Consider the following 22,834-nt stretch of genomic DNA (forward strand, 5'->3'; position numbering starts at 1 on the left):
CTGGCGAGGGCCCGCCCGAGGGTGAGAGGTTTTCGCGACAACGCAGCAGACTCCAGGAATGAGCGAACGCGCATGCTAGCGGCTTTGCGGGCACCGTCCCCCGCCGATGTGCCGGACGGTCGCCGCCGCCGGTACCGGCGGCGCGGCGCCGAAGCACCGCCTTGGGGCAACGATGCCGGTGACGCGCGCGGCGTCTCACTGCTGCTGGGGGCGCTCTCCGGCGGGTGGCTCCTCCGGCGTCGCGGTTTGCCGCGGGCGGCGGTCGCCGGGCCAGGGACCGAACAGCGGCTGCGGCATGCGCACCGGCGTGACATCCAGGTAGAGATTGACCACGGTGTAGTCCTCGGGACCGAGCTCGTCGGTGCTCCAGCCGATGCTGCCGGGGCCCTTGTAGAGCCGGAAGAGGAACCCGAGATCGGCCAGCGCATCGCCCGCCTTGGGCGCGGCCTCGAAGCTCAGGCCGCGGAACTCCGGCTGCACGCTGTCGATGAGGATGGACATCGCCGTCGAGATGGTGGAGTCGCCCAGCATGTCCGTGTAGAACTGCGGCAGCGTGTAGTAGGGCTTGTAGTCCGGCGCGCCGGGCTCCAGCCGCTGGCCGCGCAGCTTCATCGCCGACGGCGTCACGCTTCGGGTGCGCAGGTTCATGCGGTCGCCGTGGTCGAGGTAGGTGAGCTTGGCGTTCTTCAGGTTGAAGACGCCCAGCTGTCGGTCGGAGGACGCCTCGCCGAGGTCGACCAGCAGGGCGCCCTTGTGGCCCAGGATCTCGACCTCGTCGCCGCGGATCACGGCGGCGGAGTTCTCGTCGACGCCGAGCCCGAGCTTGTAGCCCTTGGCCAGCATCAGCGGCACCATGCGGCCGAAGCGGCCGCGCTTGAGGAAGTGCTGGTCGACGAACAGGTCGGGACCGACGAAGCCCAGCCCGCGGTCGATCTGCTTGCCCTCCTCCCATTGGCCCTTGAGGATGCTGACGACGCTGGGCGCGTCGCGGAACATGACGGTGCTCATCACGGCCGCGCCGGCGGAGGTGCCCGCGACCACGCCGCCGCGGCGATAGACCTCCCAGATGGCGTCCAGCATCGGCGTCGGGTGACCACCCGGATTGAGCACATCGACGATGCGCTCCTGCGAGCCGCCGGTGAAGAAGATGCCGCGGGCGTTGCGCACCTTGGCGATCAGCGCGGCGTCGCGCACCACCTTGTTCAGGTCGACCCACGAGAACTTCGGGGCGACGGGCAGCGCCTCGGCGACCGCGCCGCGGCGCTGCAACTGCTCGACCACCTGCTTGGCACTGGCCTCCGGATCCTCGGCCGCCGTGCCGAAGACGACGAAGCGCGCGCCGCGCCCGCCCGCCAGCGCGATCAGCCGGTTCCACACTTCGTCGTTGTCCGCCTTGAGCGCACCGCCGATCGCCATCGCGTGGCCTTTAATGGGGACATCGGCGCCAGGGCCAGGCGTTGCCTGGGCACTGGGCGCGGCGGGTGCGGAGGCCGCGGCAGGCGCGACGGCGGGCTTGGCGGCCGCCGGTCTGGCCGATGCCGGCGGTGCCGGCGTGGCGGGTGCGGCGGCCCGCGCCGCCATCGTGGCAACGGCCAGCATCAGGCCGAGGGCGCCGGCAGCGCGGAGCAGGGAACAGCGATCGAACATCGTCAAGGCCTCACGCCGCGGACCGGCGGCATCACGTAACCGGGAAGCCGCCCCGGGGGGGGGGGGCGGATCGACGAAGGGGGGAGCGCAGGAAGGGACGATAGCGTCGCGTCCCCACCAGCGGGTGACTGTTGGTCACACCGCAGTTGCTTCGTCGCGACTGTCGCGGGAGATCACCCTTGCCGGTGACGGGCCGGTCCCTAGACTGGCCCGTCAGAGCCACCCCAACGGCCTCAGGGAGCCCGCCATGACCGTCCGTCCCCCCCGTGTCGCGATGCGCCCACCATGCCTGCCGCGCGCCTGCGCGGTCGCCGCGCTGAGCGCCCTGTGCGGCCTCGCGCAGGCGCAGGTCGACGCGCCCGCCGCAGCCGCCTCCGCCCCGCCGCAGCAGTTGCAGCGGGTGCAGATCACCGGTTCCGCGATCAAGCGCATCGCCGACGAGGGGGCGCTGCCGGTGCAGGTGCTGACCCGCAACGACATCGTCAAGGCGGGCGTCACCACCGCGGCCGAGCTGATGGCGACCGTGTCTTCGCTCAGCAACAACCTCACCGACGGCGTCAGCATCGGCACGGGCGGCTTCCGCGACCAGATGGGCTTCAACTCGGCCAACCTGCGCGGGCTGGGCACCTCGTCGACGCTGGTGCTGCTGAATGGCCGGCGCATGGCCAACTTCGCCTCGCCCGGCGACGACAACGGCGTCGACCTCAACAACATCCCGGCCGCGGCGATCGAGCGCGTCGAGGTGTTGCTCGATGGCGCTTCCGCGATCTACGGCACCGACGCGATCGGCGGCGTCATCAACTTCATCACCCGCAAGGATTACCAGGGCGTGCAACTCGACGTCCTGGCGGGCAAGACCGGCGAAGGCGGCGCGGGCAAGCGCGCCGCGTCGATCGCCGCCGGCCACGGCGACCTGGCGCGCGACGGCTTCAACCTGATGGGCGTGCTGGACCTGCAGAAGACCGGCGCGCTGCGTACTTCCCAGCGCGACTTCATCTCCGACCTGCGCATCCCGGAACGACTGCCGCACCTGCTGTCCTCGGCCAGCTTCCCCGGCAACATCCGCCTGGGCCGCGACCAGTTCGACTACCTCGAGTCGCAAGGCTTCGCGATCAACGGCCGGCCGATCACCACGCGCACGATCAACCTGAGCGCCCCAACCTGCCAGCCGCCGCACTCGCTGTACCTGCCGGGCGGCATCGGCGGCGTGGACGGCTGCACCTACGACTACATGCGCGACCTGGAGCTCTATCCGAAGACGGACAAGGGCAGCTTCCTCGGCCGCGGGGTGCTCAAGCTCGGCGACCGCCACGAGGCCTTCATCGAGGCGGCCTACACCCGCAGCAAGAGCTGGTACGTCGGCACCAGCAACCGGATCGACGCGGACCTGGACGTTTCGATGATCCCGGCGCTGGCGGCGACCGGCCTGGGCGACGCACTGCCGGACGACCGGCTCATCACCGTGCGCACCCGCATGCTCGAGGCCGGCCCGCGCGCGAGCGAGCTCACCAGCACCGGCAGCCGCATCGTGGTCGGCATGACCGGCACGCTCGGCGCCTGGCACTACGACTGGGGCTACAACCACAGCGTCAACCGCGTGTCCGATCGCGACGTGCGCGGCTACCTGCCTAACACCGAGACGATGCAGGCCTTCGCGGATGGGCTGCTCAATCCCTTCGGTCCCTCGAGCGAAGCCGGGCTGGCCTTCCTGCGCGAGAACAACATCAACCAGGAAGTGCGCCGCGCCCGCGGCTCGATGGACAGCCTGGACGCCAAGTTCACCCGCAGCCTGGCCAAGCTGGGCGGCGGCGACCTCGCGATCGCGCTCGGTGGCGAACTGCGGCGCGAGAAGTCCTCGTCGGCGGCGAGCGACCTGCTGATCTCGGACGAGATCGTGGGCGACCCGACGCCGGGCGACGCGCAGTTCACCAACAATTCCCGCAAGGTGTGGGCCGCCTATGGCGAGCTGCTCGCACCCATCACCAAGGCGTGGGAGGTGCAGGTCGCGCTGCGCCACGACCACTACCAGAAGGTCGGCGCCACCACCAATCCGAAGATCAGCCTGCGCTACGCGCCGCTGGACAACCTGACCTTCCGCGCCTCGGCCGGGACCGGCTTCCGCGCGCCGTCGATGAACGACCTGTACCGCTCGGTGAAGACCGGCGAGACGGCCACGCTGCCCGACCCGGTGTGCATGCGCGAGAACGACAACGACCTGGGCTTCTGCGCCAACAACTGGGAGACGCGGACCTACTCGAATGTCGATCTGAAGCCGGAGAAGTCCCGGCAGTTCTCGATCGGCCTGCTGGCGGATCCGACGCCGGCGTGGAGCTTCGGGCTGGACTACTGGCGCATCGAGAAGCGCGACCTGATCAGCACGCTGGGCGACGACGTGATCCTCGCCAACCTCGACAAGTACGAGCCGCTCGTGCACCGCTACAACGAGGACGAAGGCATTCCGGGCTGCGACTACGACCCGGACGATTCCGAGATCTGTTTCATCGAGCTGCGCAAGGAGAACCGCGGCAAGCAGAAGGCCTCCGGACTGGACGTCACGCTGCAATACCGCTCACCCACGACCGCGCTGGGGCGTTTCGGCGTCAAGCTGGTGGGGACCTGGACGTTGAGTTCGAAGAAGCAGACGGGGGACGGCGATCCCTACATCAGCAACCTTGGACGCTTCGTCACCGACGGTGTCGTGCAACGCTGGCGGCATCGCGTCAACTTCGACTGGTCGCGCGGGCCGTGGAGCATCAACCTCGCGAACTCGTTCTACAGCGGCTACGACGACCAGAACTCGGCGATCGACACGAACACCGGCTTGATCGTCGGGAAGAACAAGGTCAAGGCGTACTCGCTGTGGGACCTCTCGGGCGGCTGGGAGGCCACGAGCGCCCTCACCCTCCGAGCGGGAGTCAAGAACCTGTTCAATACGGCGCCGCCGTTCTCGAATCAGGCTTACTTCTTCATTTCGGGCTATGACCCGAGCTATACGGATCCGCGGGGGAGGTTCTTCTACCTGTCGGCGTCGTATCAGTTCAGGTGAGGAGCGCTGGACCGGGCGCGCCCCTTGCCGGTGTTCCGGCTCCATGCATTCGGGTCCCCTCGTCGTGCTCAAGCAGATCTTTCAAGGTCGTCATGGCCGTCCGGAAAGCCGAATGGCAGCGTTTACAGTGGCCATTTACCGGTCCAGCCAAAGGAAGCGCTCGCGCCCGATCGCGAGTGATGAGATGGCGGGCAGTGGTCCGGGCCGCTTTCGGGAGGGTCATCCGTGCAAGGATCTACAAATGCCAGCAGTCGAGACGAGCCGCCCTTGCCCTTGTTAGCGACTGGCGTCGCGGGACTGGACGATGTCCTGGGCGGTGGTCTCGCGCCCAACCGGCTCTATTTGCTGGAGGGGACGCCGGGTGCGGGCAAGACGACGATCGCGCTCCAGTTTCTGCGCAGCGGCGTGGCTCACGGCGAGTCGGTGCTGTACGTCACCTTGTCGGAATCGCTTGGCGAACTCGGCGGCGTCGCCCGCTCGCACGGCTGGGACCTGACGGGCATCCAGGTGCGGGAGCTGCTGCCCTCGGAAGAAGCACTCGATCCGGACGAGCAATCGACGGTGTTCCACCCCTCCGAACTGGAGCTGGGCCAGACGACGCTGAAGGTCCTGGCCGATGTCGATACGCTCAAGCCCACCCGCGTCGTCTTCGACTCGCTGTCGGAGCTTCGATTGCTCGCGGGCACTTCCTTGCGCTATCGGCGCCAGATCCTGGCGCTGAAGCAGTTCTTCGCCGGCCGCCAGTGCACCGTGCTGCTGCTCGATGACATGACGGCGTCCGAGCACGACCTGCAGGTGCAGAGCATCGCGCACGCGGTGCTCCGGCTGGAGCAGACCAATTCCGACTACGGCGCCACGCGACGGCGGCTCATCGTCACCAAATACCGCGGGCAGTCCTATCGCGATGGTTTCCACGACTACAAGATCGTGCGAGGTGGCCTTCAAGTGTTCCCGCGGCTAGTAGCCGCCGAGCACAACCCCTCCCTCCAGCAGGTCAAGGTGTCGAGCGGGCTGCCTGCGCTGGACCAGTTGCTGGGCGGCGGCATCGAGCGCGGCACAAGCACACTGATCGTGGGTGCGCCTGGCACCGGGAAGTCGAGTCTTGCGGCGCAGTTCGCTGTCGCCGCGGCCCGCCGCGGTGAACACGCGGCGCTGTTCGTTTTCGACGAGAGCATCGCAACGCTGAGGACGCGCTGCCGCGGCTTGGGGATGGAGCTCGGGCCGCACCTGGACAGCGGGATGTTGACGGTGCGCCAGATCGACCCTGCCGAGCTGTCGCCCGGCGAGTTCGTGCACGAGCTCCGGGAGGCGGTAACCGCACGCGGCGCGTCGGTGATCGTGATTGACAGCCTCAACGGCTATCTCAACGCGATGCCGGACGAACGGTTCCTCATCGTCCAGCTTCACGAACTGCTGACCTATCTGGGGCAGGCAGGCGTCGTGACGCTGCTCGTCGGCGCGCATCAGGCCCTGATCGGCGCTCAGATGCAAGCGCCAGTTGACGCCAGCTACTTGGCCGATGTGGTGGTGCTTCTGCGCTACTACGAGCTGAACGGCGAGGTGCAGCAGGCGATCTCCGTGGTCAAGAAGCGCGGGGGCGCCCATGAGAGAACGATCCGTTCGTTCACGCTGTCGGAGACAGGCGTGCACATTGGCGAGCCCCTGAGCAACTTCCGCGGCGTGCTGACCGGCGTTCCCATTCCGTTGGACGAAAACTCTGCGCCGGAGCGAGCACCGCGTTGAACGACGAACAGCGCATCCTGCTGCGTATGGCCACAGCCAAGGACACCGCCATGACAGCGGACGTCCTCGCCCGGGCCCGGCTCGAGGTGCTCCCGTGCGCCGACATGACCGGACTCGTGCGCGCATTCGAGGGTGGCGCGGCGGCGATGGTGGTCTGTGAGGAAGCTCTGGTCGATGCGGACCTGCCGCTGCTGACGGATGCGCTGGCTGGACAGCCGACCTGGTCGGACCTGCCGATCCTGGTGCTCGGACGCCACGGTGCCGCGTCCGCGGCACTGAGACGCGCCGTCCACGGCCTGCCGAACCACACGGTACTGGAGAAGCCCATCCGGGTCGCCACGCTGGTCAGCGCCGTGAGCTCGATGCTGAGGGCGCGGCAGCGCCAGTACCAGGTCCGCGACCTGTTCGAGGACCTGCGCGGGACCGATCAGCGCCGGTCCGAATTCCTGGCGACGCTCGCACACGAACTGCGCAACCCGCTGGCACCGATCCGCACGTCGTTGGCGCTGCTGTCGAGCGGTCGGCTTGACACCGCGGCCGAAGCCCGCCTGCATCGGATCACCACGCGCCAGGTCGACCACATGGTGCGGCTCGTCGACGACCTGTTGGAGGTCTCGCGTGTCAGCCGCGGCAAGGTCCAAATCGAGGGACTGCCGGTGCGCCTGGGCAGCGTCGTCGGCGAAGCCGTCGAACTCTGCCGTCCCATGATCGCCGCAGCGGGACACAAGTTGACGATCGATGTGGAAGGCCCGGGCCCGCTGGTGCGTGGTGACGCGGTCAGGCTGGTGCAGGTCTTCTCCAACCTCCTCAACAACGCGGCGAAGTACACGCCGCCTCACGGGCAGCTCGGCATTCGCGTCCGTGAATCGGAGGGAATGGCGGTCGTCGAGGTTCGTGACAACGGCATCGGGCTCTCGCCAGGGATGCTGGACGCGATCTTCGACATCTTTGTCCAGGAGGACGACGGATCGAAGCTGGCGCAGGGCGGTCTTGGCATCGGCCTGACATTGGTGCGTAGCCTGATCGAGTTGCATGGCGGGAGCGTCACCGCCAGCAGCGAGGGGCGCGGGCATGGAGCGCTGTTCACCGTTCGCCTCCCCCTTCTGTCGACCGGGTCGGCGGGACACGATGCAGCACCGCCTCATCCTTCAGCCAGCGAAGCGCAGCTGGCGCTGAACGTGCTATTGGTGGACGACAACCGGGATGCGGCTGACAGTCTCGGCATGCTGCTGGAAGCGGCTGGAGCCCGCACCACGGTGGCTTACAGCGGTGCCCAAGCGCTCGAGCTGTCGCAGGGCCAGTCCATCGATGTGGCGATTCTGGACATCGGCATGCCCGAAATGGATGGCTGCCAGCTGGCCCAGCGCCTCCGCGAGCGCCCAGACGCCTCGCGTTTGACCTTGATCGCGCTGACCGGCTGGGGACAGGAACGCGACCGGCAACGGCTGGCGACGGCCGGGTTTCAGCACCATCTACTCAAGCCGGTCAAGATCGAGGAACTGCTCCGCTTGCTTCAGGGTGTTCCCAGCGAAATTGCTCCCAGGGGGTAAGTCGGCGTGGGGCCGGGAAGCATCGGCAGGTCGGTGGCGTCCTGGGACGGGTGGTGGGAGCGAGTACCGCTTAAGACTTGGACCGGGAGGGAATCGGTCAGGCCTAAAGTCGTGGCCGCATTGCAGCGATAGCGGACATCGGCCTTGGCACCTCGACCGGCTGCTGCGGCTAATGCCGATCTTCACAGCGCATATGACTGACCACTTCGCAAGGAACCATCCAGCAATGAACTGCCAGGTTTGCGGTCGCACCTTGGGCCAAAAGGACGACCCGTTGTCCGTCGACTGCGGAGGTGACTGTTGGGGCTGCATCGGCGAGATTGAGGCCGCCCAAGGCTGGGAGCCATCCTTGGAGAAGGTACGCGAAGAATTCGCATTAGGTCTTCGGCCAAGCTGGACGGACCCGAGCAGTTGCTGCTGAGGAAGACTGACGCGCCCGCACGCACATTTGCTTTCAGCCTATAGCGATAGCGGTCGTTAGGTTGACCAGTCGTCAAAGAACACGCACCCGGTTCTCTTGAAGTTCGTCCGGCCGTCGTCTGCTTGGAAGAGCGAATCCGCGTCTTCCATCCGGAACGGAAGAAGCGCATCAGCTTGCCTGGCGATAAGAGCCGAGCCGTTGCACAAGAGACCGTCGATTGAAGACCCGTCACGGAGTCGGCGCGGCACTGGGCAGCGCCATTCGCCAATTCCTCAAGGGCGGTCGCCTGCTGCGCCAAACCCGGAGGCTGTGGGTAGCGGTAGCTCATAAGTGCCTAGAACTCATGGGGCGGCCCGACAATTGCCATGCCAACTGTCCTCATCAGTCGCACGTCAGCAGCGTGAACCCCACGGTCGCATCGCAAATTCATATCGGTTCGAAGAAGACAGACATGCCGTCGATGCAATCGTCGGAGGTGTTTGGCGATCCGCCGGGCCGAAGCGGCGGGTTGCCATGCGGCAGGAAGTTGATGCTGACCCGGTAGTCCGGATAGCGATGTACGAAGGCGCTGTGATATGGCGGTCCTCGCTTGGAGCGCGGCCATTCCTCGCCGAGTTCCTTCAGCACCATGGACGGCCTCACGCACACCGGCACCTTGTGGATCCGATCGGACGGATCGTCGTCCCACCACGGCGCCTGACGGCTCTCCGGATAGGGATCCGTGAGGAAGGCCATCAGGTTGACGCGCGGCCGGCCGCCTGGCTGCTGCCAGGCTCTTCGCCAGAGGCGGACCCAGGATGCGTCGAGTCGAGCCAGCGCTCGGTAGTTCGATTCCTCGGGCGTGGGCGTGGCGCCGGCCATCAGGCGCGCGCCGAATCGCTGCTCCAGGGATGCCGGCTCGGGCGGCATCGGACCCGCCATGCCCGCCAGCCGGCGCGCGAGCTGTTGCGCGTTCTCGGTCCGGGCCAGGTGCTCGCCCGGCAGTTGTTCTGGCAGGGCCGGATGCTGTTGCCCGCTCCAGTGGCGGATCGGCCTGCACGCCGTGTCGAGGTCCGGCGCGGCCACGCTTCCTGGCAGGATCACGCCGGAGCGCAGGGGCGCCGCCTTGCCGTATCGGTCTTCCGGCAGTTCGCGCATCGCCAGCAGGCCTTCCACACCGACGAGCGCGAAGGGCGGCTCCTTCAGGTCCGCATACGCCCGCGACGCCATCCTCAGACGGACGCGGTTGGGGCCGGTCGACAGGAAGGGCTTGAGCGGAAGGCCTTTCGCGGCGCCCAGGAGCGGCAGGGATTCCAGGACGATCACCTCGGCGGCCACCGTGCGGCAGCCGTCGCCGGTCGGCGATCCTTCGCAAGCGGTGTCCGGCGCGTCGACGTCGATGCGCGTCACCTTCACGCGCGCGACCGAGGGCTGCTGGCAGAGCCAACGAAGATCGGAATCGGTCAAGAGAGTTGCCTCACCTGCGGCGCTCGCCGCAGACGGCAACAGGCTCGCCATCGCGAACGATGCGACGAGTCGGGCGAGGATGGGCGCCGAAGGATGGGTTCCGGAAGCGAATCCCATGTCAGGATCCCGAGGACGGCCAGTAATAGATGTACATGGTCTTCACGCATTCCCGTTGCAGCGTGCGGCTGTCTTCGGGGCCACTCGCGATGTACGGCGGGGTGAACTCAAACCGGACGTCGTACTGCGGGAAACTGCGGCCGAAGCTTCCTCGGTACGGCATGCTGACGCGAGAGAAACTCCATCCGTCACCCAGTTGGTCGACGACCATCGATGAGGTCACGCAGGTGGCCGATTCGCCGTCGGTCGGGTCGCGCTCCCACCAGGGGGCTCGTCGCGAGGGCGTCTGAGGACCGGACAGGTAGATGCTCAGGGTCAACGCTGGCGGACCCGGGCGATCGGTATAGAGGTCATGGGCGATTCGGATCCATTGCCCGGAGAGCTTGGCCAAGGTACGTGCCCGGGATTGGTTGGGGGCGGCGATCTCCAGCGGCACCATGCGGGCGCCGAAGCTCTTCTCGATGGCGGCGATGTCAGGCGGCGTCGGGCCGATCAGCGCGGCTATCCGCTTGCCCAGCGCACTAGGCCCTTCGCGACGGGCGGGGAAGTCTCCAGGCAGTTGCTCCGGCACGGCCGCACTGCGCAGCCCGCTCCAATGACGGAACGGCTTGCACAGTGCGTCCAGATCACCGGCGGTGGCCGGTGCATCGGGAAGAAAGGTGCCCAAGGACCACTTGGCCGGATCAGCGTCGCCCCGGGCCGGAGACTCGGACAGTGCCATCAGGCCGGTGGCGCCGACCAGGCTGACAGGCGGCGTGCCGGGTGGGTCCGCGTCCCTTGTCTTGAATCGAAAGCTGAATCGGAACGGTCCTTGCGCAAACGGGCCTGGTTCGGCCAGGCTCAAGCCGGGGGCTCCGCCGATCGCCGGCAGCGAGTCGAGCACGAGCGCCTGGGCCACGACCACGCGGCAGGCACCCGTCTGCGTACCGGCGCTATCGGCCACGCAGGGCGCGTCGGGGGCTTGCAGACCGATGCTGGTCAGCCTCACGCGGGCGACAAGGGCTTGCTCGCAGGCCCAGCGAATGTCGGCAGTCGACGTCGCAATCGAGAGGTCGGCGGCCCACACCGCGGACATCGACCCCCACGCGGAAAGGACGGCGGTCAGCCGTGGTGACCAGCGGATCGAACGACGATGCATGCGCGTTGCAGTGTGAAGGTGTCGAGCGATTGTGGCAGCGCTGCCGCCGCGCGGTCGAAGATGGGGTTGAGGATTCACCCTTGCGAGCGCCTACCATGAGCGGTTCACACTCTGTTCAAGGTGAGATGCTCGTGCTGGCACCTCGTGACCACCATGCCGGCGCCTTGACCCCAGACGATAGTCGTGACCGCCATTGCTAATGGTGGTCGGCGCTGTTGGTCGTGACCCTATTGCCGATCGTGACCGGGGTGACCGCTCGCACGAAGGCTACTTGCGCATCTCAGACCAGTTCCACGTCACGTTCTGAAGCGTTTGCAGCCACGGTCTGGTCTGCAGCGGAAGGGGACAATGACGGCGACGGTTTCGAGGGCTACTCTCCGTCAGAATGCAGCCGCCGGCCTCTGTCTGCTTCAAAGCGGGGCTGTGAGAACACGTCTTCATTGCTCGCTCGCGGAGAAACGACCTTTCAGATCGGCCCACGATCGACGATCGAGGCCTCGCCAATGGTGTAAGCCCCCTGCAACCGACCGGAAGAGGAGTTTTTACGCAGGCTCGGACATCACGCCTGATTGGCAATCAAGCTCCAACTTCCTGGGTCACACGTTGGCGTCCAGGTTGGCGAGTCAATGAAGGTAGCGCAGGTCACGCCCATTGGTAGCGCGAAATGCTTCCGCCGCGAGCGATTGCGCGGCTGTGAAGGCGTCCCGAAGATACTTGCGCTGCGTTCAATCTGGCTTGCGGGCTGTTCTCATGTACATGCTGATCCTTCCTCCGGGTTCCTGCCGGGTGTAGGTCCGACCAGTCGACCTTGGCCTGTACCCGGCCTGCTCTGGGCCGGAAGCGGGGGCACAGCATCGCAGCGGAAGCGGACATCGACGTGCTGCCGTTCTCAACGATGTCTGGCGGATGCCATCTTCGGTGAAGGGCTGCTCTCGGGTAGGCTTTGCTCCATGCGAGATCCTGCCCGAATCGACGAGATCCTGGCAGCGTTGCGAGCCGCTTGGCAAGAGTCGCCCGACCTACGCCTCGGGCAGTTGATCGTCGACGCCGTTCGTCCAACCCAACCCTGCCCCGAAGTCTTCCACGTTCAAGACGAGGGCTTGCTTGAAAGGCTGACGGAGTATCACGAGACGATGGGCGGGGCCAAGCAAGTTATGGACTCTGGACGAAACTGACATCGCAATCGGCCAACCGCGATGGAACGCTCTCAGCCGAGACTGTATGAAAACTCCTCCGGCGGTCGATTTCCCGGGTCTCGACACATTAGCGAGCCTGCGATCGTCGGTCCTGGGCCAATCTGAAAGGTCGCTTCTCCGCGTGTGATCAATGAGGACATCCTTTTCACACAGCCTCCATCGATAGCGGACATCGCCGTCTTCGTTACCATCGCCCGACGGTTGGACGCTACTGGCTCGAATACATCCCGGACTGGAGGACCAGCCCGATGGCGTACTGGGTGCACGTCGAATGCGGCGATGTCCACTGGCGTGAAGCGCTTGCATATTCGTCCCCGGCTCCGCGCCCGGTGACTGCAAGGGGGCTTTGAATGCCTGCTGGTCGAATGGGGCGACCAACGATTGGAGTTCTCGTCTTCGGAGCAACTGAGCGAGCTCATCCGCGTGCTTGACCTGTCGCCGCTGCCAACGAGCCGCCGCTTGTCGGAGGGCCGTCCTCATGGGCCTAACAGCCACTGGCTGAGTCGCTTGCCGGCAAAGCTAAAGACTCCGAAGGCCCGAGCGAAGTTGGTGAACTATCTGCGCACGATCACTTGGTCAGCGCTTCGCTGAAGTCAGTCCCAGCCCGAAGCCGCAGCCGCAGCCGGCATCGCAGCGGAAGCAAACATGAGGCCGCCAATACACTGCGCACTTGGGCGAAACCGAGCAGAGAAAGGCGCCTCGTGAGTCACCGCGAGAACGAGTATCGACCGCCAGCGACCCGCGTTGAACTGGAAAGCCGGTACGCGACCGGTGAGCGGTCATTCCCGGGAACAGATCTCGAGGACACCGATCTATCGGGGATCGTCCTTGACGGCGCGAACCTCGAGAAGTCCTGGTTCTTCGACACTGACTTCTCAGGCGCAAGTCTGCGCGGTACGAGCTTCCGGGAGTGCAACGTCAAATGCGCCGATTTTTCAAATGCCGATCTGACGAGCGCCATCTTTGAACTCGCATCGATCGAGTCCATCAAGACCAGGGGCGCGGTGCTGGAGCTCGTCCAGGTGAAAGGCGCTACCTTCTACGGATGCGAACTTCCCGAAGGCGCTGCGCTGCCTTCGTGGGACTGGTAGAGCGACGGACAGCGGGCGTCTGCTTCCAGGCTGAAGCCGCGTATGCACCGCAGCCGAGGTGGACATCTCGCAGAGCCCATGCGCTACTCGAGGCCCGAGGCCTCCGATCACCTGCCCGCCCCTTCAATCGGCCTAGCCCACTGCGCCAGCAGCCGCTTTCGCACCGCGTAGATGTTGTTGCGCAGCGCGTAAAGCTCTTCGGCATAGGAAAGCGGCACCGCGATGCGGTGTGTGACGCGGTCCAACTCGTCCAGCTCATCGAGCAGCGCCTCGCGCTCGCCGGTGCCGGTTTCCAGCTTCGCTTCCACCTCGCGCAGTCGCGCATACCAGCGGAACACGCGCGATCGCACGCGGAAGGTGTACAGCGGGGGCACCACGCGCGACAGCGGCAGCATCAGCACCAACAGGCCGCCGACCACCAGCCACATGCGTTCCAGCAGATTGCCGGCCCAGAACGGCAGGTAGCGCGCCCAGGCCGGCGGCGTGCCGTTGATCGCGCGGTCGCCCTCCGCGCTGACCGGCAACTCGCTGGTACGGGTGTTGGGGAAGTCGCGCGCGCCGTTGAACCAGCCGGCTTCGCTGTGCTGGCCCAGGGCCGCCTGCGCGAACAGTTGGCGCAGCGCCGGATGCGTCTGCTCGCGCGCCAGCAGCGCGGTGGTGGTGGCCAGCAGCGGCACGTCGTGCGGCGGCAGATCGGCGGCCAGGTCCACCACGCCGCGCGGCAGCGTCACGGCGGACAGGAACGGCAGGTGGCGCGAGTAGGCCTCGCTCTGCTCGAAGGCCATCAGCGCGATGGCCGGATCGCGCAGCAACGAGCGGATCAGTCCGGCCTGCGGCGCCGAGATCAGCACCGCGGCGTCCAGCCGGCCCTCGCGCAGCGCCGCGCCAGCGGCGTCGGGCGCCAGATTGGACAGCCGCAGATCGGTCGGCTTCAGCTGGTTCAGCGCCAGCAGTTTCTCGACGATCGCCGGGACACCGCTGCCGTCCTGGTCCACGTTGACTCGCAGACCGCGCAGCTGGGTCAGGCGTTGCAGTTCACCGCCGGGCTGGCGGCGCGCGATGCCGAGATCTCGGCGATAGAAGATCCAGATCGGCTCGTAGAACAGGCTGCCCAGCGAGACGATGCCCGCCTCGGTATCGGCCACCGGATCGGCCATGCCGCCGCGGACGAAGCCCACATCGGCCGTGCCGGCGCGCAGATGGGCCAGATCGTCCTGCGCGCCTTCGCTGGCGATCAGCACCACCTGGATGCTCTCTCGCGCCAGCGCCTTCGCGTAACCCTCGCCGAAACCGGCATAGGCGCTGCCGGCCGGGCCGGTGGCCAATCGCACCTGACGCGGCGGCTGCGGATCCAGCCACCAATAGGCCGCGATCAGCAGACCGCCGCCGAGCAGCAGCAGCGGTCCCATCGAGACCATCATGTCGCGCAGCGTCTGCACCAGCAGACGCAGACTGCGCGTGGCATGCCATTGTTGGATCGGTGTCATGACTGGGTGACCGCGAGGGTGAACAGGATCGTGATGCCGAAGCGGCGCATGGGCGGGGCCTTTGCCGTTGGAGGACCGGGCCATCGTATGCGAGGCGTGCCTTCGCCTGCGGCAAGCACAGCGGGAAGCTCCGGATGTGCGGCGCTCAGCGCGGGCGACACAGTAGCGGCTTCACTCACTCGGCGAGCCGCGACACATGATCATTCGCAGGACGGAGGCCACGGCCGAACATGCCGAGCACGAGTCATTCGGCGTCACGGACACCGTTCGACTGTCTGCACTCGGTGGGCTGACGCAATACGGTGCCTATCTTCAGACGCTTCAGCCAGGAGCGAGGACGTCGAACAAGCACTGGCATGAGAACGAGGACGAGATGCTCTATGTGCTGTCCGGCCAGGTCACCATCACCGAAGGCGACCGCGCGGAGGTCCTGCATCCCGGCGATGCCGCGTGCTGGCCGGCTGGGACGCCGATCGGGCACAACGCATCGAACCAGTCCGACGCGCCGTGCTCCTTTCTGATCGTGGGAACTCGTGTCGAGCGTGACGTCTGCCATTACCCGGATACCGGACGAACCCTGCATCGGGATGGCAGCGCGTGGCGCCTTCTTGAAGCCGATGGGCGGCTATTCAAGACTGGCAGTTTCTGAGTCGCGGAGCCAACTCGTGAAGTGATTTCTACGGCATTCACTTCGACGCTTCTGCATTCAATGCGAGCGAGAGACCCTGCTGCATTTGGACGCCGGTGTCATGCGTTCCTCGGAAGCGCGGGCGTAGCCGGCGCCCTCGATCAGATTGACCAGCCGTCTGACGCCCCTACCTTCGTTCCGGGCCGGACGCGGACGTTCCTCGTCGACTGCCATGCTTGGACGCCGCGCCGGGAAAGTGCCGGCCTAGACCGTGCGCCTTGAAGTTGTACTATCAGGCCTCTTCTGAGCGAGGGCTCCTTCGTGCCCTGTCCTCGCGGGCTCACGGCCATCAGTCAGCTAGCGCACCGGGAGGTGCCCTATGCCGGCCATCGACTTTCTTCAGGAATGGCAGCGCGCGGAAGCCGCTTGCATCGCGGCTTACCAAGCCATGTACGCCAAGGTGCGGAAAGGCGTTGCCGTGAGTACGGACGAGATGGAGCATCTGGCGCAGTTGTCGCAGGAAGCTCGTGTGCGCTATCACCGGTACCTTGAGCAGGTCGCGGGGACCGAGTTGCCGCGTCCTTGACTGCTACCGCCTACGGCGTCGTGTGCTGCTGAGCAGCGTCCGTATGCATGCGGACGCGAGGGCCGAGTGAGTTGCAGATGAAAGAAGCCCCGACGCTTGGCCAAGGCTTGAAAGCTCTCGCCGTCACCGATCAGGTTCCTGCTCGGGGAGAAAAAGCAGGAGCACGGCGTTCGCCGTCCAAAGCGAGCGTTGTGATGTAGAGATCCACCCTGGCCTGCATCAATAGCCCTGCCGCTCTGTGGACAGCAAAGCGAGCGTCCCGATAAGCCGGCCCGCCCAACGGCGTTCTCTGCTGTTCAAGCCTCCGACAGAACGAGACGGCGTTGACCAAGTCGGTTGAGCATCGCTCTACTTCGACCACCGCATTGCGCATATCGCGTGCGTAGGCGGTCGAATACGCCGCTGGCAGCATCATCTCCGCCTTGCGGCGCGGATCGCAGCGGTGGCGTCATGAATCTCCGCCAGCAGGTCCCACATCAACCGGTTTGCTTCGTCACGAAGGTGGTTGAGCCGGTCGAACTCAGTACGGGGTATCGCAGCCTTCGAGTGTCCGCAGACCTTCTCGAAGAGGAGCGTATGCGCCTCCGACGCAGCCCGCTCGGCTTCTTGCCAAGCACGAAACTTCCCGCCGTTTTGCATGCGGCACCTCCGATTCCGAGGTGCGTCAGCAGACTGACCGAGAGATGCTCAGCAACCGGGGCACAAAGTCCGGTCGCGTCAGGTATGAGGCCATGATAGCCCACGAGGTAGGCGCGCAATGAGGCGACGGACACGGGCACATGTAGAGCCGTGCCGAGCGGCGGCGGCCAGCGGCGGATCGCCATGGCCTGATCGCGCACAGCATCCTTTGATGCAGCGCGGCTGCCAAAGTGCACAGGTCTGCCTCTCTGCGCAGCGGTCGGCTGCTTCAGGCTCGGCACGATGAATCTAGGCAGCGCCGGGCAGATCGCCAGGAGGGTCTTCACCCAGCCTCGGCTGAGAGCGGACGTGCCAAATGTCCCGAAACGCGGCTCGTGCTGAAATGCAAGCCGTCGAAGCTTCAGAGTCAAGAGTGTCGAGATCGGTCGCTTCGGCAGCTATTTACCGTACCGCATTTCTCCTTTGTATGTCTCGTTCCCTACAAGTCACCGACACCACCGTTGTTATCCGCCCCGCGACGACGCCGATGTGGATGTGGCTGTTCGTGTTCGCGACCGGCTTGAGCTGGATGTTCTGGAAGTTCACGTTCTACGACACCAGCCTGAAGGCGCTCTTGCTCCTGTTGTTTCCTTCGGTGATGCTGCTGGCAGTGCTTGTGGACTTTGTCCAGGCACGTGCATTCGTCACGACCATCGATCGGGCGCGCAATCTCGTATTGATCGATCGTCTGCCACGATTCGGGCTTTCCGCGAAGCAGCAGAAATTTGCGCTGTCCGACTTCGCTGCCGTCGAGTCGCATTCGGCTGTAGTCGGTCGCTCGATGGTGTGCCGGGTGTCCCTGGTCACGACCGGATTCCGGTCGCTGGTTCTACTGAATGGCAGCGGTGGCTACGGTGCCAAGTCGTTTTGGCACGTGTCGATGCCAGTTGAGACGGAAGAGGCAGCGTCTGTGCGAGCCGCTGTGGCGAAGGTCTCCGGACTGACGGACATGGGGTATCGAGGAACGCTCGGACTCAGCGTGGTGGCGTATGAGCCGATCGACCCGTAGGGATGCCGGGCTCAGATGCCTGCTGCCCGTTCCCAGCCGACACCCTAGCTTGTCTTACCCCCGGGACGTCGCTGCCGTTCAGCAGCCTCCCTGAGTGCGCTTTGACAATCTAGTCTTACGGCGACGTCCGGTTGAATCCGCCCTGCGCAGCGGTGCGCGACATCGTGTGCCAAGTGTGCCAGCACAAGACTGCGTTCTCGCAAGGGTATCCCGCTTTCGCTCCGATGCCGCCGAAGCTTCAGGCTGCGAGCGGGCAGGTGTGGTTGCCGCTTCTAAACTCGGCACATGGGCTCATACTTCGGATCGCTCGACATTCATGGCCGAGTCTGCAACCGGGATGCGAAGCGCTAAGCACGTCGATTCGATGCACACTCGCAAACGCTGGGAGGCGTCAATGTCTGATTACTGGTTCCCAAGAAAGAGATTTGGATACGGCTGGGGTCTGCCTCAGAGGTGGCAAGGATGGGTGACGCTGGCTGCCTATCTCTCGTCTCTCGGAGGTCTTGCAGCGTTTCGCTCACCGAGCGCGCATCCCCTTGTCTTCTTCGGCCTCTCGGCCGCATTCACCGCGGGCTTTCTTTGCATCCTGGTTCGCAAAGGCGAGCCGCTAGGCTGACCTGGAACGCGGCCCCAAAGGTCGATCGGCCCAACAGGGGCCAGGCAACGCCGCCGTGGTCGCCTTGACCGGTCGCGGCGATTGCGCCCTCACCCCCTCAACCGCTCCACCGCAAGGTCAATGAACGCCCTCACCTTGCGCGACGCTCGCAGCCCCTGGTGCTGCAGCGCCTGCACCGGCACCGCGGGCGGAGCGAACTTCGAGAGCACCTCCACCAGCGCGCCGGAAGCGATCTGCTCTTCGACCATGTAGGACAGCACGCGGGTGAGGCCGAACCCCTCGCAGGCGGCGGCGATGGCGTGGTCGTTGCTGTTGGTGGCGAGCCGAGCCCGGATCGGCACGGCCATGGTCGGAGCGTCGACGCCCTCCCCCTCGCGGAACTTCCATTCGGATCCCGGCTCCAGGCCGCGCGCCGCGATCATCGAGTGCTTCGAAAGATCCTTCAGCTGCTTCGGTGTCCCGTGCCGCTTGAGGTAAGCAGGCGATGCGCACACGATCCGTCGCACGGTGGTCAGCGGCGTCGCCTGGAAGGAAGCGTCCGGCAGGTCGCCGATGCGGATTGCGACATCGACGTCCTCCCCGAGCAGGTTGACGTTGCGATCGAGGAACCGGCATTCGACCTCCGCCTCCGGATACCGCGCCAGATAGGCCAGCACCACCTCGTTGAGTTTGAGCCGCCCATACATCACCGAGGCGCTGACAACGAGCCTGCCTCTCACCGCACCGTGCGAGCCGCTGGCCGCCTGCTCGATCTCCTCCAGCTCGCCAAGCACGCGCCGGCAGTCCTGCGCGTAGCGCTCTCCGACCTCGGTGACCTTGACCACGCGCGTGGTGCGCAGCAGCAGGCGCACGTTCATTGCGGCTTCGAGCTCGCTCACCGCGCGGGTGACGACCGGCGCGGACACCCCCAGCCGCCGCGCCGCCGCGGAGAACCCGCCCTCCTGAACAACGGCCACGAAGATGGCCATGGCATCCAACTTGTCCATATCTTTCCTATTCCAGAAAGAGTCATTTCCCAGCCGCGCCGATTCTCTCCGCGGACCGCGAGGGCCACCATCCGCTCACCCTCAACCCACCGGAGAACTTCCATGAGCCGCATCAATGTCGTCGAATCGTCCACCGCCACGCCCGAGCAGAAGGCGCTGCTGGACGCGATCCAGGGCCAGCTCGGCATGGTCCCCAACTTCCTGAAGGTCTTCGCCAACTCGACCACCGCGCTGCAAGCCTTCCTCGGCCTGTACGGCGTCGCCAACGGCGGCAGCCTTGATCCGCTGGACCGCGAGCGCATCGCGCTGGCGCTGGCGCAGCAGAACGGCTGCCAGTACTGCGTCTCGGCGCACACGGCGATCGGACGCAAGACCGGCCTGTCCGCCGAGGAGATCGCCGCGGCCCGCGCCGGCACCAGTGACGACGACACCTCGGCCGCGATCCTGAAGTTCGCGCGCAGCCTGATGGAGAAACGCGGCGAGGTGTCCGCACTGGAGTTGACCGAGGTCCGCGCGGCCGGGGTCGACGAGGCGCAGATCGTCGAGATCATCACCCACGTCGGCATGAACTTCCTGACCAACATCCTGGGCAAGGCCAGCCTGGTCGAGATCGACTTCCCGAGCGTCAAGCTCGAGCTGCCGGCCACGGCCTGAACCTCCACATCGTCACCGGGAGTTCATCATGGGACGCGCCTATTCCGACATCACCTTCACGCCGACGGTCCGCGACGTCCAGTCGGAGAAGGGCAGCCGCGAGCAGTACGCCTTCCTCGACACGATGAGCGACCGGGGCGATGCGCTGACGCCGCGCGAGGCGCAGTTCCTGGCCGAGGCCGATCACTTCTTCCAGGCCACGGTCAGCGAGACCGGCTGGCCCTACGTGCAGCACCGCGGCGGACCGAAAGGCTTCCTCAAGGTGCTGGACCCGCGGACCATCGGCTTCGCGGACTTCCGCGGCAACGTGCAGTACCTGAGCGTCGGCAACCTGCGCAAGGACGATCGCCTCTCGATGATCGTCGTCGACTATCCGAATCGGCGCCGGCTGAAGCTGCTCGGGCGCGTCGAGCTGGTCGAGGCCGGCGTCAGCGCGCAGGGCGACGCCGCCATCGCCGCGGTGAGCGATCCGTCCTACGGGGCAACCGTCGAGCGCGCTTTCCTGATCCGCATCGAAGGCTGGGACTGGAACTGCCCGCAGCACATCACGCCGCGTTTCACCGAGACCGAAGTCGCGTCGCTCACCGCGCCGCTGCGCGCCCAGGTGCAGAAGCTGAAGTCGCAGCTGAGTGAAGCGAAGGCGGCGCTTGCCGCTTCGGCGGCGTCGAGCAGCACCAGCGCACCGCAATCGCTCGGCGACGGGCCGCTCGCGCTGACGATCTCCGGCGTGCGCCAGCTGACGCCCTCGGTGCGCGCGTTCGAGCTGAGGTCCGCCGACGGCTCGCCGTTGCCGACAGTGATCGCCGGGGCCCATCTCGACCTGCCGGTGCGTCTGGCCGACGGCACCGACTCGACGCGCAGCTACTCGATCGCATCGAGTCCGCATCGCACCGATGCCTACGAGATCGCGGTGCAGCGCGAGGCCGATGGACGAGGCGGCTCGGTGGCCGTGCATGAGGCGTTCACGCTCGGCTTGCGGCTCAACGCCTCGATGCCGAAACACCTCTTCTCGCTGGCGGAGACGCCGCATCGAGCGGTGCTGGTCGCTGGCGGCATCGGCATCACGCCGATCAAGGCGATGGCGCACGCGCTCATCGCGCGCGGCTCGGAGTTCGAGCTGCACTACGCGGTGCGGTCGCGGACGCAGGCGCCGTTCCTGGGCGAGCTGATCGAGGCCTTCGGCGACCGGGTGAAGCTGCATGCGAAGGACGAAGGCCGCCGCCTCGATGTCGAAGCCCTGATGCTCGGCCTGGACGAATCCGACCATGTCTACGTCTGCGGGCCTTCGCGCCTGATCGACGCCGTGTCGGCGGCTGCGGAGTCGGCCGGCGTGGCTTCCGCGCGTGTGCATGCCGAGAAGTTCAGCGCGGACACGGCCAGGCCAGGGGATCGCGAGTTCGTCGTCCATCTGGTGCGCAGCGGCAAGGACATCGTCATACCGAAGGACCGCTCGATCCTCGAGGTCGCCGAAGCGCAAGGCATCCGGGTGCCGGCCTCGTGCCGCATCGGCAACTGCGGCACTTGCGCCACGCGGGTGGTCGCCGGGACACCGGCACATCGCGACGAGGTGCTCACCGATGCACAGAAGTCGGAGCAGCAGCTGATGTGCGTCTGCGTCTCCAGAGCCGATGGCGACGAGCTGACGCTCGATCTTTGAACGAAGAGCGCGCGAACCCGCAGCTCGCACGACCGGCCCTCGCGGACCAGTCTTTGGCGAGCATCTCCAACAGGCCCCGATTGCCCGACCCAGACTCCCCTTTTACAGTGCGCTCGTCCGATGGCCTCCCGGTCATTGCTCGCGCAGGAGCACCCCGATGAACGCATCCCGATGGGCGGTCCCCGCCTCCTACTTCAGCATGGTGCTGGGCCTGACCGGTCTGGGCAATGGCTGGCGCGTGGCGGCGCGCCTCTGGGGTATGCCGGCCTGGATTGGCGAGTCGGTCATGGCGGTCGCGGTCGGGGTGTGGGCGGTGCTGCTGGTCCGCTTCGCGATCAAGTGGATCGCCGTGCGCGACGAGGCCCGGGCCGAGGCCGCCCATCCGATCCTCTGCTGCTTCATCGCCCTTGTGCCGGTGGCGACGATGCTCGCCGGCATCGGCGTGCTGCCGCATGCGCACGGCCCGGGGGCAGTCCTGATCGTCGCCGGTGCGGCGGCGTCGCTTCTCTTCGGACTGTGGCGCCATGGTGGGCAGTGGCGTGGTGGACGCGACGACAAGGCGACGACGCCCGTGCTCTACCTGCCGACCGTCGGCGCCAACCTGGTGTCCGCGATCGCGATGTCGGCACTCGGCTGGCCGAGTTGGGGGCAGCTGTTCTTCGGCGCCGGCGTGCTGGCCTGGATCGTCCAGGAGTCCATCATCCTGAGCCGCCTGCTGACCGTCGATCCGTTGCCGCCCCTGCTGCGTCCCACCGTGGGCATCCAGATGGCGCCACCGGCGGTCGCGCTGCTGGCTTATGCGGCCGTCACCGTCGGCCCGCCGGACCTCATCGCCCGCATGCTGCTGGGTTACGCGATCGTGCAGGCGCTGATGGTGCTGCGGCTGATGCCATGGATCCGCCAGCCGTTCACGCTGTCCTACTGGGCGTTCACTTTCGGCGCGACCGCGATCTCCACCGGCACCATGCGCTTTGCCGAGCGCGGCCATGATCCGGTCTTCGCCACGCTCGCTCCGGTGCTCTTCGCCATGAGCAACCTGGTGATCGCAGGGCTCTCCATCGCCTCGGTGCTGTGGGCGTTGCGGGCAAAGCGGGCAGCGGCAGCGGCGTCCGCCCCGGTCGCGCCGGCGGCGGGCTGA

The 22,834-nt window shown here is 66.4% G+C and carries 15 protein-coding genes; 10 read left to right on the forward strand and 5 right to left on the reverse strand.

Going from position 1 to position 22,834, the window contains the following annotated elements; genetic code table 11:
* Nucleotides 1-195 precede the first annotated feature (195 nt).
* Nucleotides 196-1,599 carry a cyanophycinase gene (locus CS062_RS00005; RefSeq protein ID WP_143742203.1) on the reverse strand — a complete coding sequence of 468 codons (1,404 nt, stop codon included), beginning with the start codon at nucleotides 1,597-1,599 and terminating at the stop codon, nucleotides 196-198.
* A gap of 295 nt (nucleotides 1,600-1,894) precedes the next feature.
* Here CS062_RS00005 and CS062_RS00010 point away from each other — a divergent pair, with 295 nt between their 5' ends.
* The 3 genes from CS062_RS00010 to CS062_RS00020 all read left to right on the forward strand — a co-directional run bounded on the left by CS062_RS00010 (nucleotide 1,895) and on the right by CS062_RS00020 (nucleotide 7,986).
* A complete protein-coding gene (locus CS062_RS00010; protein ID WP_233217829.1) occupies nucleotides 1,895-4,693 on the forward strand; it encodes a TonB-dependent receptor in 2,799 nt (932 codons plus the stop codon).
* A gap of 267 nt (nucleotides 4,694-4,960) precedes the next feature.
* Entirely contained in the window at nucleotides 4,961-6,436 is a 1,476-nt protein-coding gene (locus CS062_RS00015; protein WP_233217830.1) for a DUF7125 family protein, read from the forward strand.
* A complete protein-coding gene (locus CS062_RS00020; protein ID WP_233217831.1) occupies nucleotides 6,433-7,986 on the forward strand; it encodes a hybrid sensor histidine kinase/response regulator in 1,554 nt (517 codons plus the stop codon). Before CS062_RS00015 ends, CS062_RS00020 begins: the two co-directional genes overlap by 4 nt.
* Nucleotides 7,987-8,833: 847 nt before the next feature.
* On the opposite strand, the gene CS062_RS00030 is transcribed toward CS062_RS00020, so the two are convergent.
* Both CS062_RS00030 and CS062_RS00035 read right to left on the reverse strand, forming a co-directional pair.
* On the reverse strand, nucleotides 8,834-9,970 hold the full coding sequence (locus CS062_RS00030; protein ID WP_143742204.1) for a hypothetical protein: 1,137 nt from the start codon (nucleotides 9,968-9,970) through the stop codon (nucleotides 8,834-8,836).
* 1 nt (nucleotide 9,971) lies between these two features.
* Nucleotides 9,972-11,108, reverse strand: a complete 1,137-nt coding sequence (locus CS062_RS00035; RefSeq protein ID WP_143742205.1) for a hypothetical protein — start codon at nucleotides 11,106-11,108, stop codon at nucleotides 9,972-9,974.
* A 1,897-nt stretch (nucleotides 11,109-13,005) separates the two neighbouring features.
* On the opposite strand from CS062_RS00035, the gene CS062_RS00045 reads away from it, so the two are divergent.
* A complete protein-coding gene (locus CS062_RS00045) occupies nucleotides 13,006-13,395 on the forward strand; it encodes a pentapeptide repeat-containing protein (protein ID WP_158238621.1) in 390 nt (129 codons plus the stop codon).
* Between the two features lie 107 nt (nucleotides 13,396-13,502).
* On the opposite strand, the gene CS062_RS00050 is transcribed toward CS062_RS00045, so the two are convergent.
* Nucleotides 13,503-14,882: a TAXI family TRAP transporter solute-binding subunit gene (locus CS062_RS00050; protein ID WP_099859451.1), complete on the reverse strand. Its 1,380-nt coding sequence runs from the start codon at nucleotides 14,880-14,882 to the stop codon at nucleotides 13,503-13,505.
* Between the two features lie 196 nt (nucleotides 14,883-15,078).
* On the opposite strand from CS062_RS00050, the gene CS062_RS00055 reads away from it, so the two are divergent.
* The 3 genes from CS062_RS00055 to CS062_RS00065 all read left to right on the forward strand — a co-directional run bounded on the left by CS062_RS00055 (nucleotide 15,079) and on the right by CS062_RS00065 (nucleotide 17,783).
* The gene (locus CS062_RS00055) at nucleotides 15,079-15,531 is read left to right on the forward strand and encodes a cupin domain-containing protein (RefSeq protein ID WP_099859452.1); all 453 of its coding nucleotides are present in this window, start codon (nucleotides 15,079-15,081) and stop codon (nucleotides 15,529-15,531) included.
* A 358-nt stretch (nucleotides 15,532-15,889) separates the two neighbouring features.
* A complete protein-coding gene (locus tag CS062_RS00060) occupies nucleotides 15,890-16,096 on the forward strand; it encodes a hypothetical protein (protein WP_099859453.1) in 207 nt (68 codons plus the stop codon).
* Nucleotides 16,097-17,117: 1,021 nt separating this feature from the next.
* Nucleotides 17,118-17,783 (forward strand): hypothetical protein, encoded by a 666-nt coding sequence (locus CS062_RS00065; protein WP_143742206.1) that lies wholly within the window; start codon nucleotides 17,118-17,120, stop codon nucleotides 17,781-17,783.
* 705 nt (nucleotides 17,784-18,488) lie between these two features.
* Here the strand turns inward: CS062_RS00065 and CS062_RS00075 are convergent.
* A complete protein-coding gene (locus CS062_RS00075) occupies nucleotides 18,489-19,385 on the reverse strand; it encodes a LysR family transcriptional regulator (RefSeq protein ID WP_099859456.1) in 897 nt (298 codons plus the stop codon).
* A 102-nt stretch (nucleotides 19,386-19,487) separates the two neighbouring features.
* Here CS062_RS00075 and CS062_RS00080 point away from each other — a divergent pair, with 102 nt between their 5' ends.
* From CS062_RS00080 to tehA, 3 genes are all read left to right on the forward strand, one after another.
* Nucleotides 19,488-20,039, forward strand: coding sequence for a carboxymuconolactone decarboxylase family protein (locus CS062_RS00080; RefSeq protein WP_099859457.1), 552 nt, complete (start codon nucleotides 19,488-19,490; stop codon nucleotides 20,037-20,039).
* A gap of 28 nt (nucleotides 20,040-20,067) precedes the next feature.
* Nucleotides 20,068-21,696 (forward strand): 2Fe-2S iron-sulfur cluster-binding protein, encoded by a 1,629-nt coding sequence (locus CS062_RS00085; RefSeq protein ID WP_099859458.1) that lies wholly within the window; start codon nucleotides 20,068-20,070, stop codon nucleotides 21,694-21,696.
* Between the two features lie 157 nt (nucleotides 21,697-21,853).
* A complete protein-coding gene (gene tehA, locus CS062_RS00090) occupies nucleotides 21,854-22,834 on the forward strand; it encodes a dicarboxylate transporter/tellurite-resistance protein TehA (RefSeq protein WP_099859459.1) in 981 nt (326 codons plus the stop codon).

The sequence above is a fragment of the Roseateles chitinivorans genome (genome assembly GCF_002761755.1).
Taxonomy (GTDB): domain Bacteria; phylum Pseudomonadota; class Gammaproteobacteria; order Burkholderiales; family Burkholderiaceae_C; genus Roseateles; species Roseateles chitinivorans.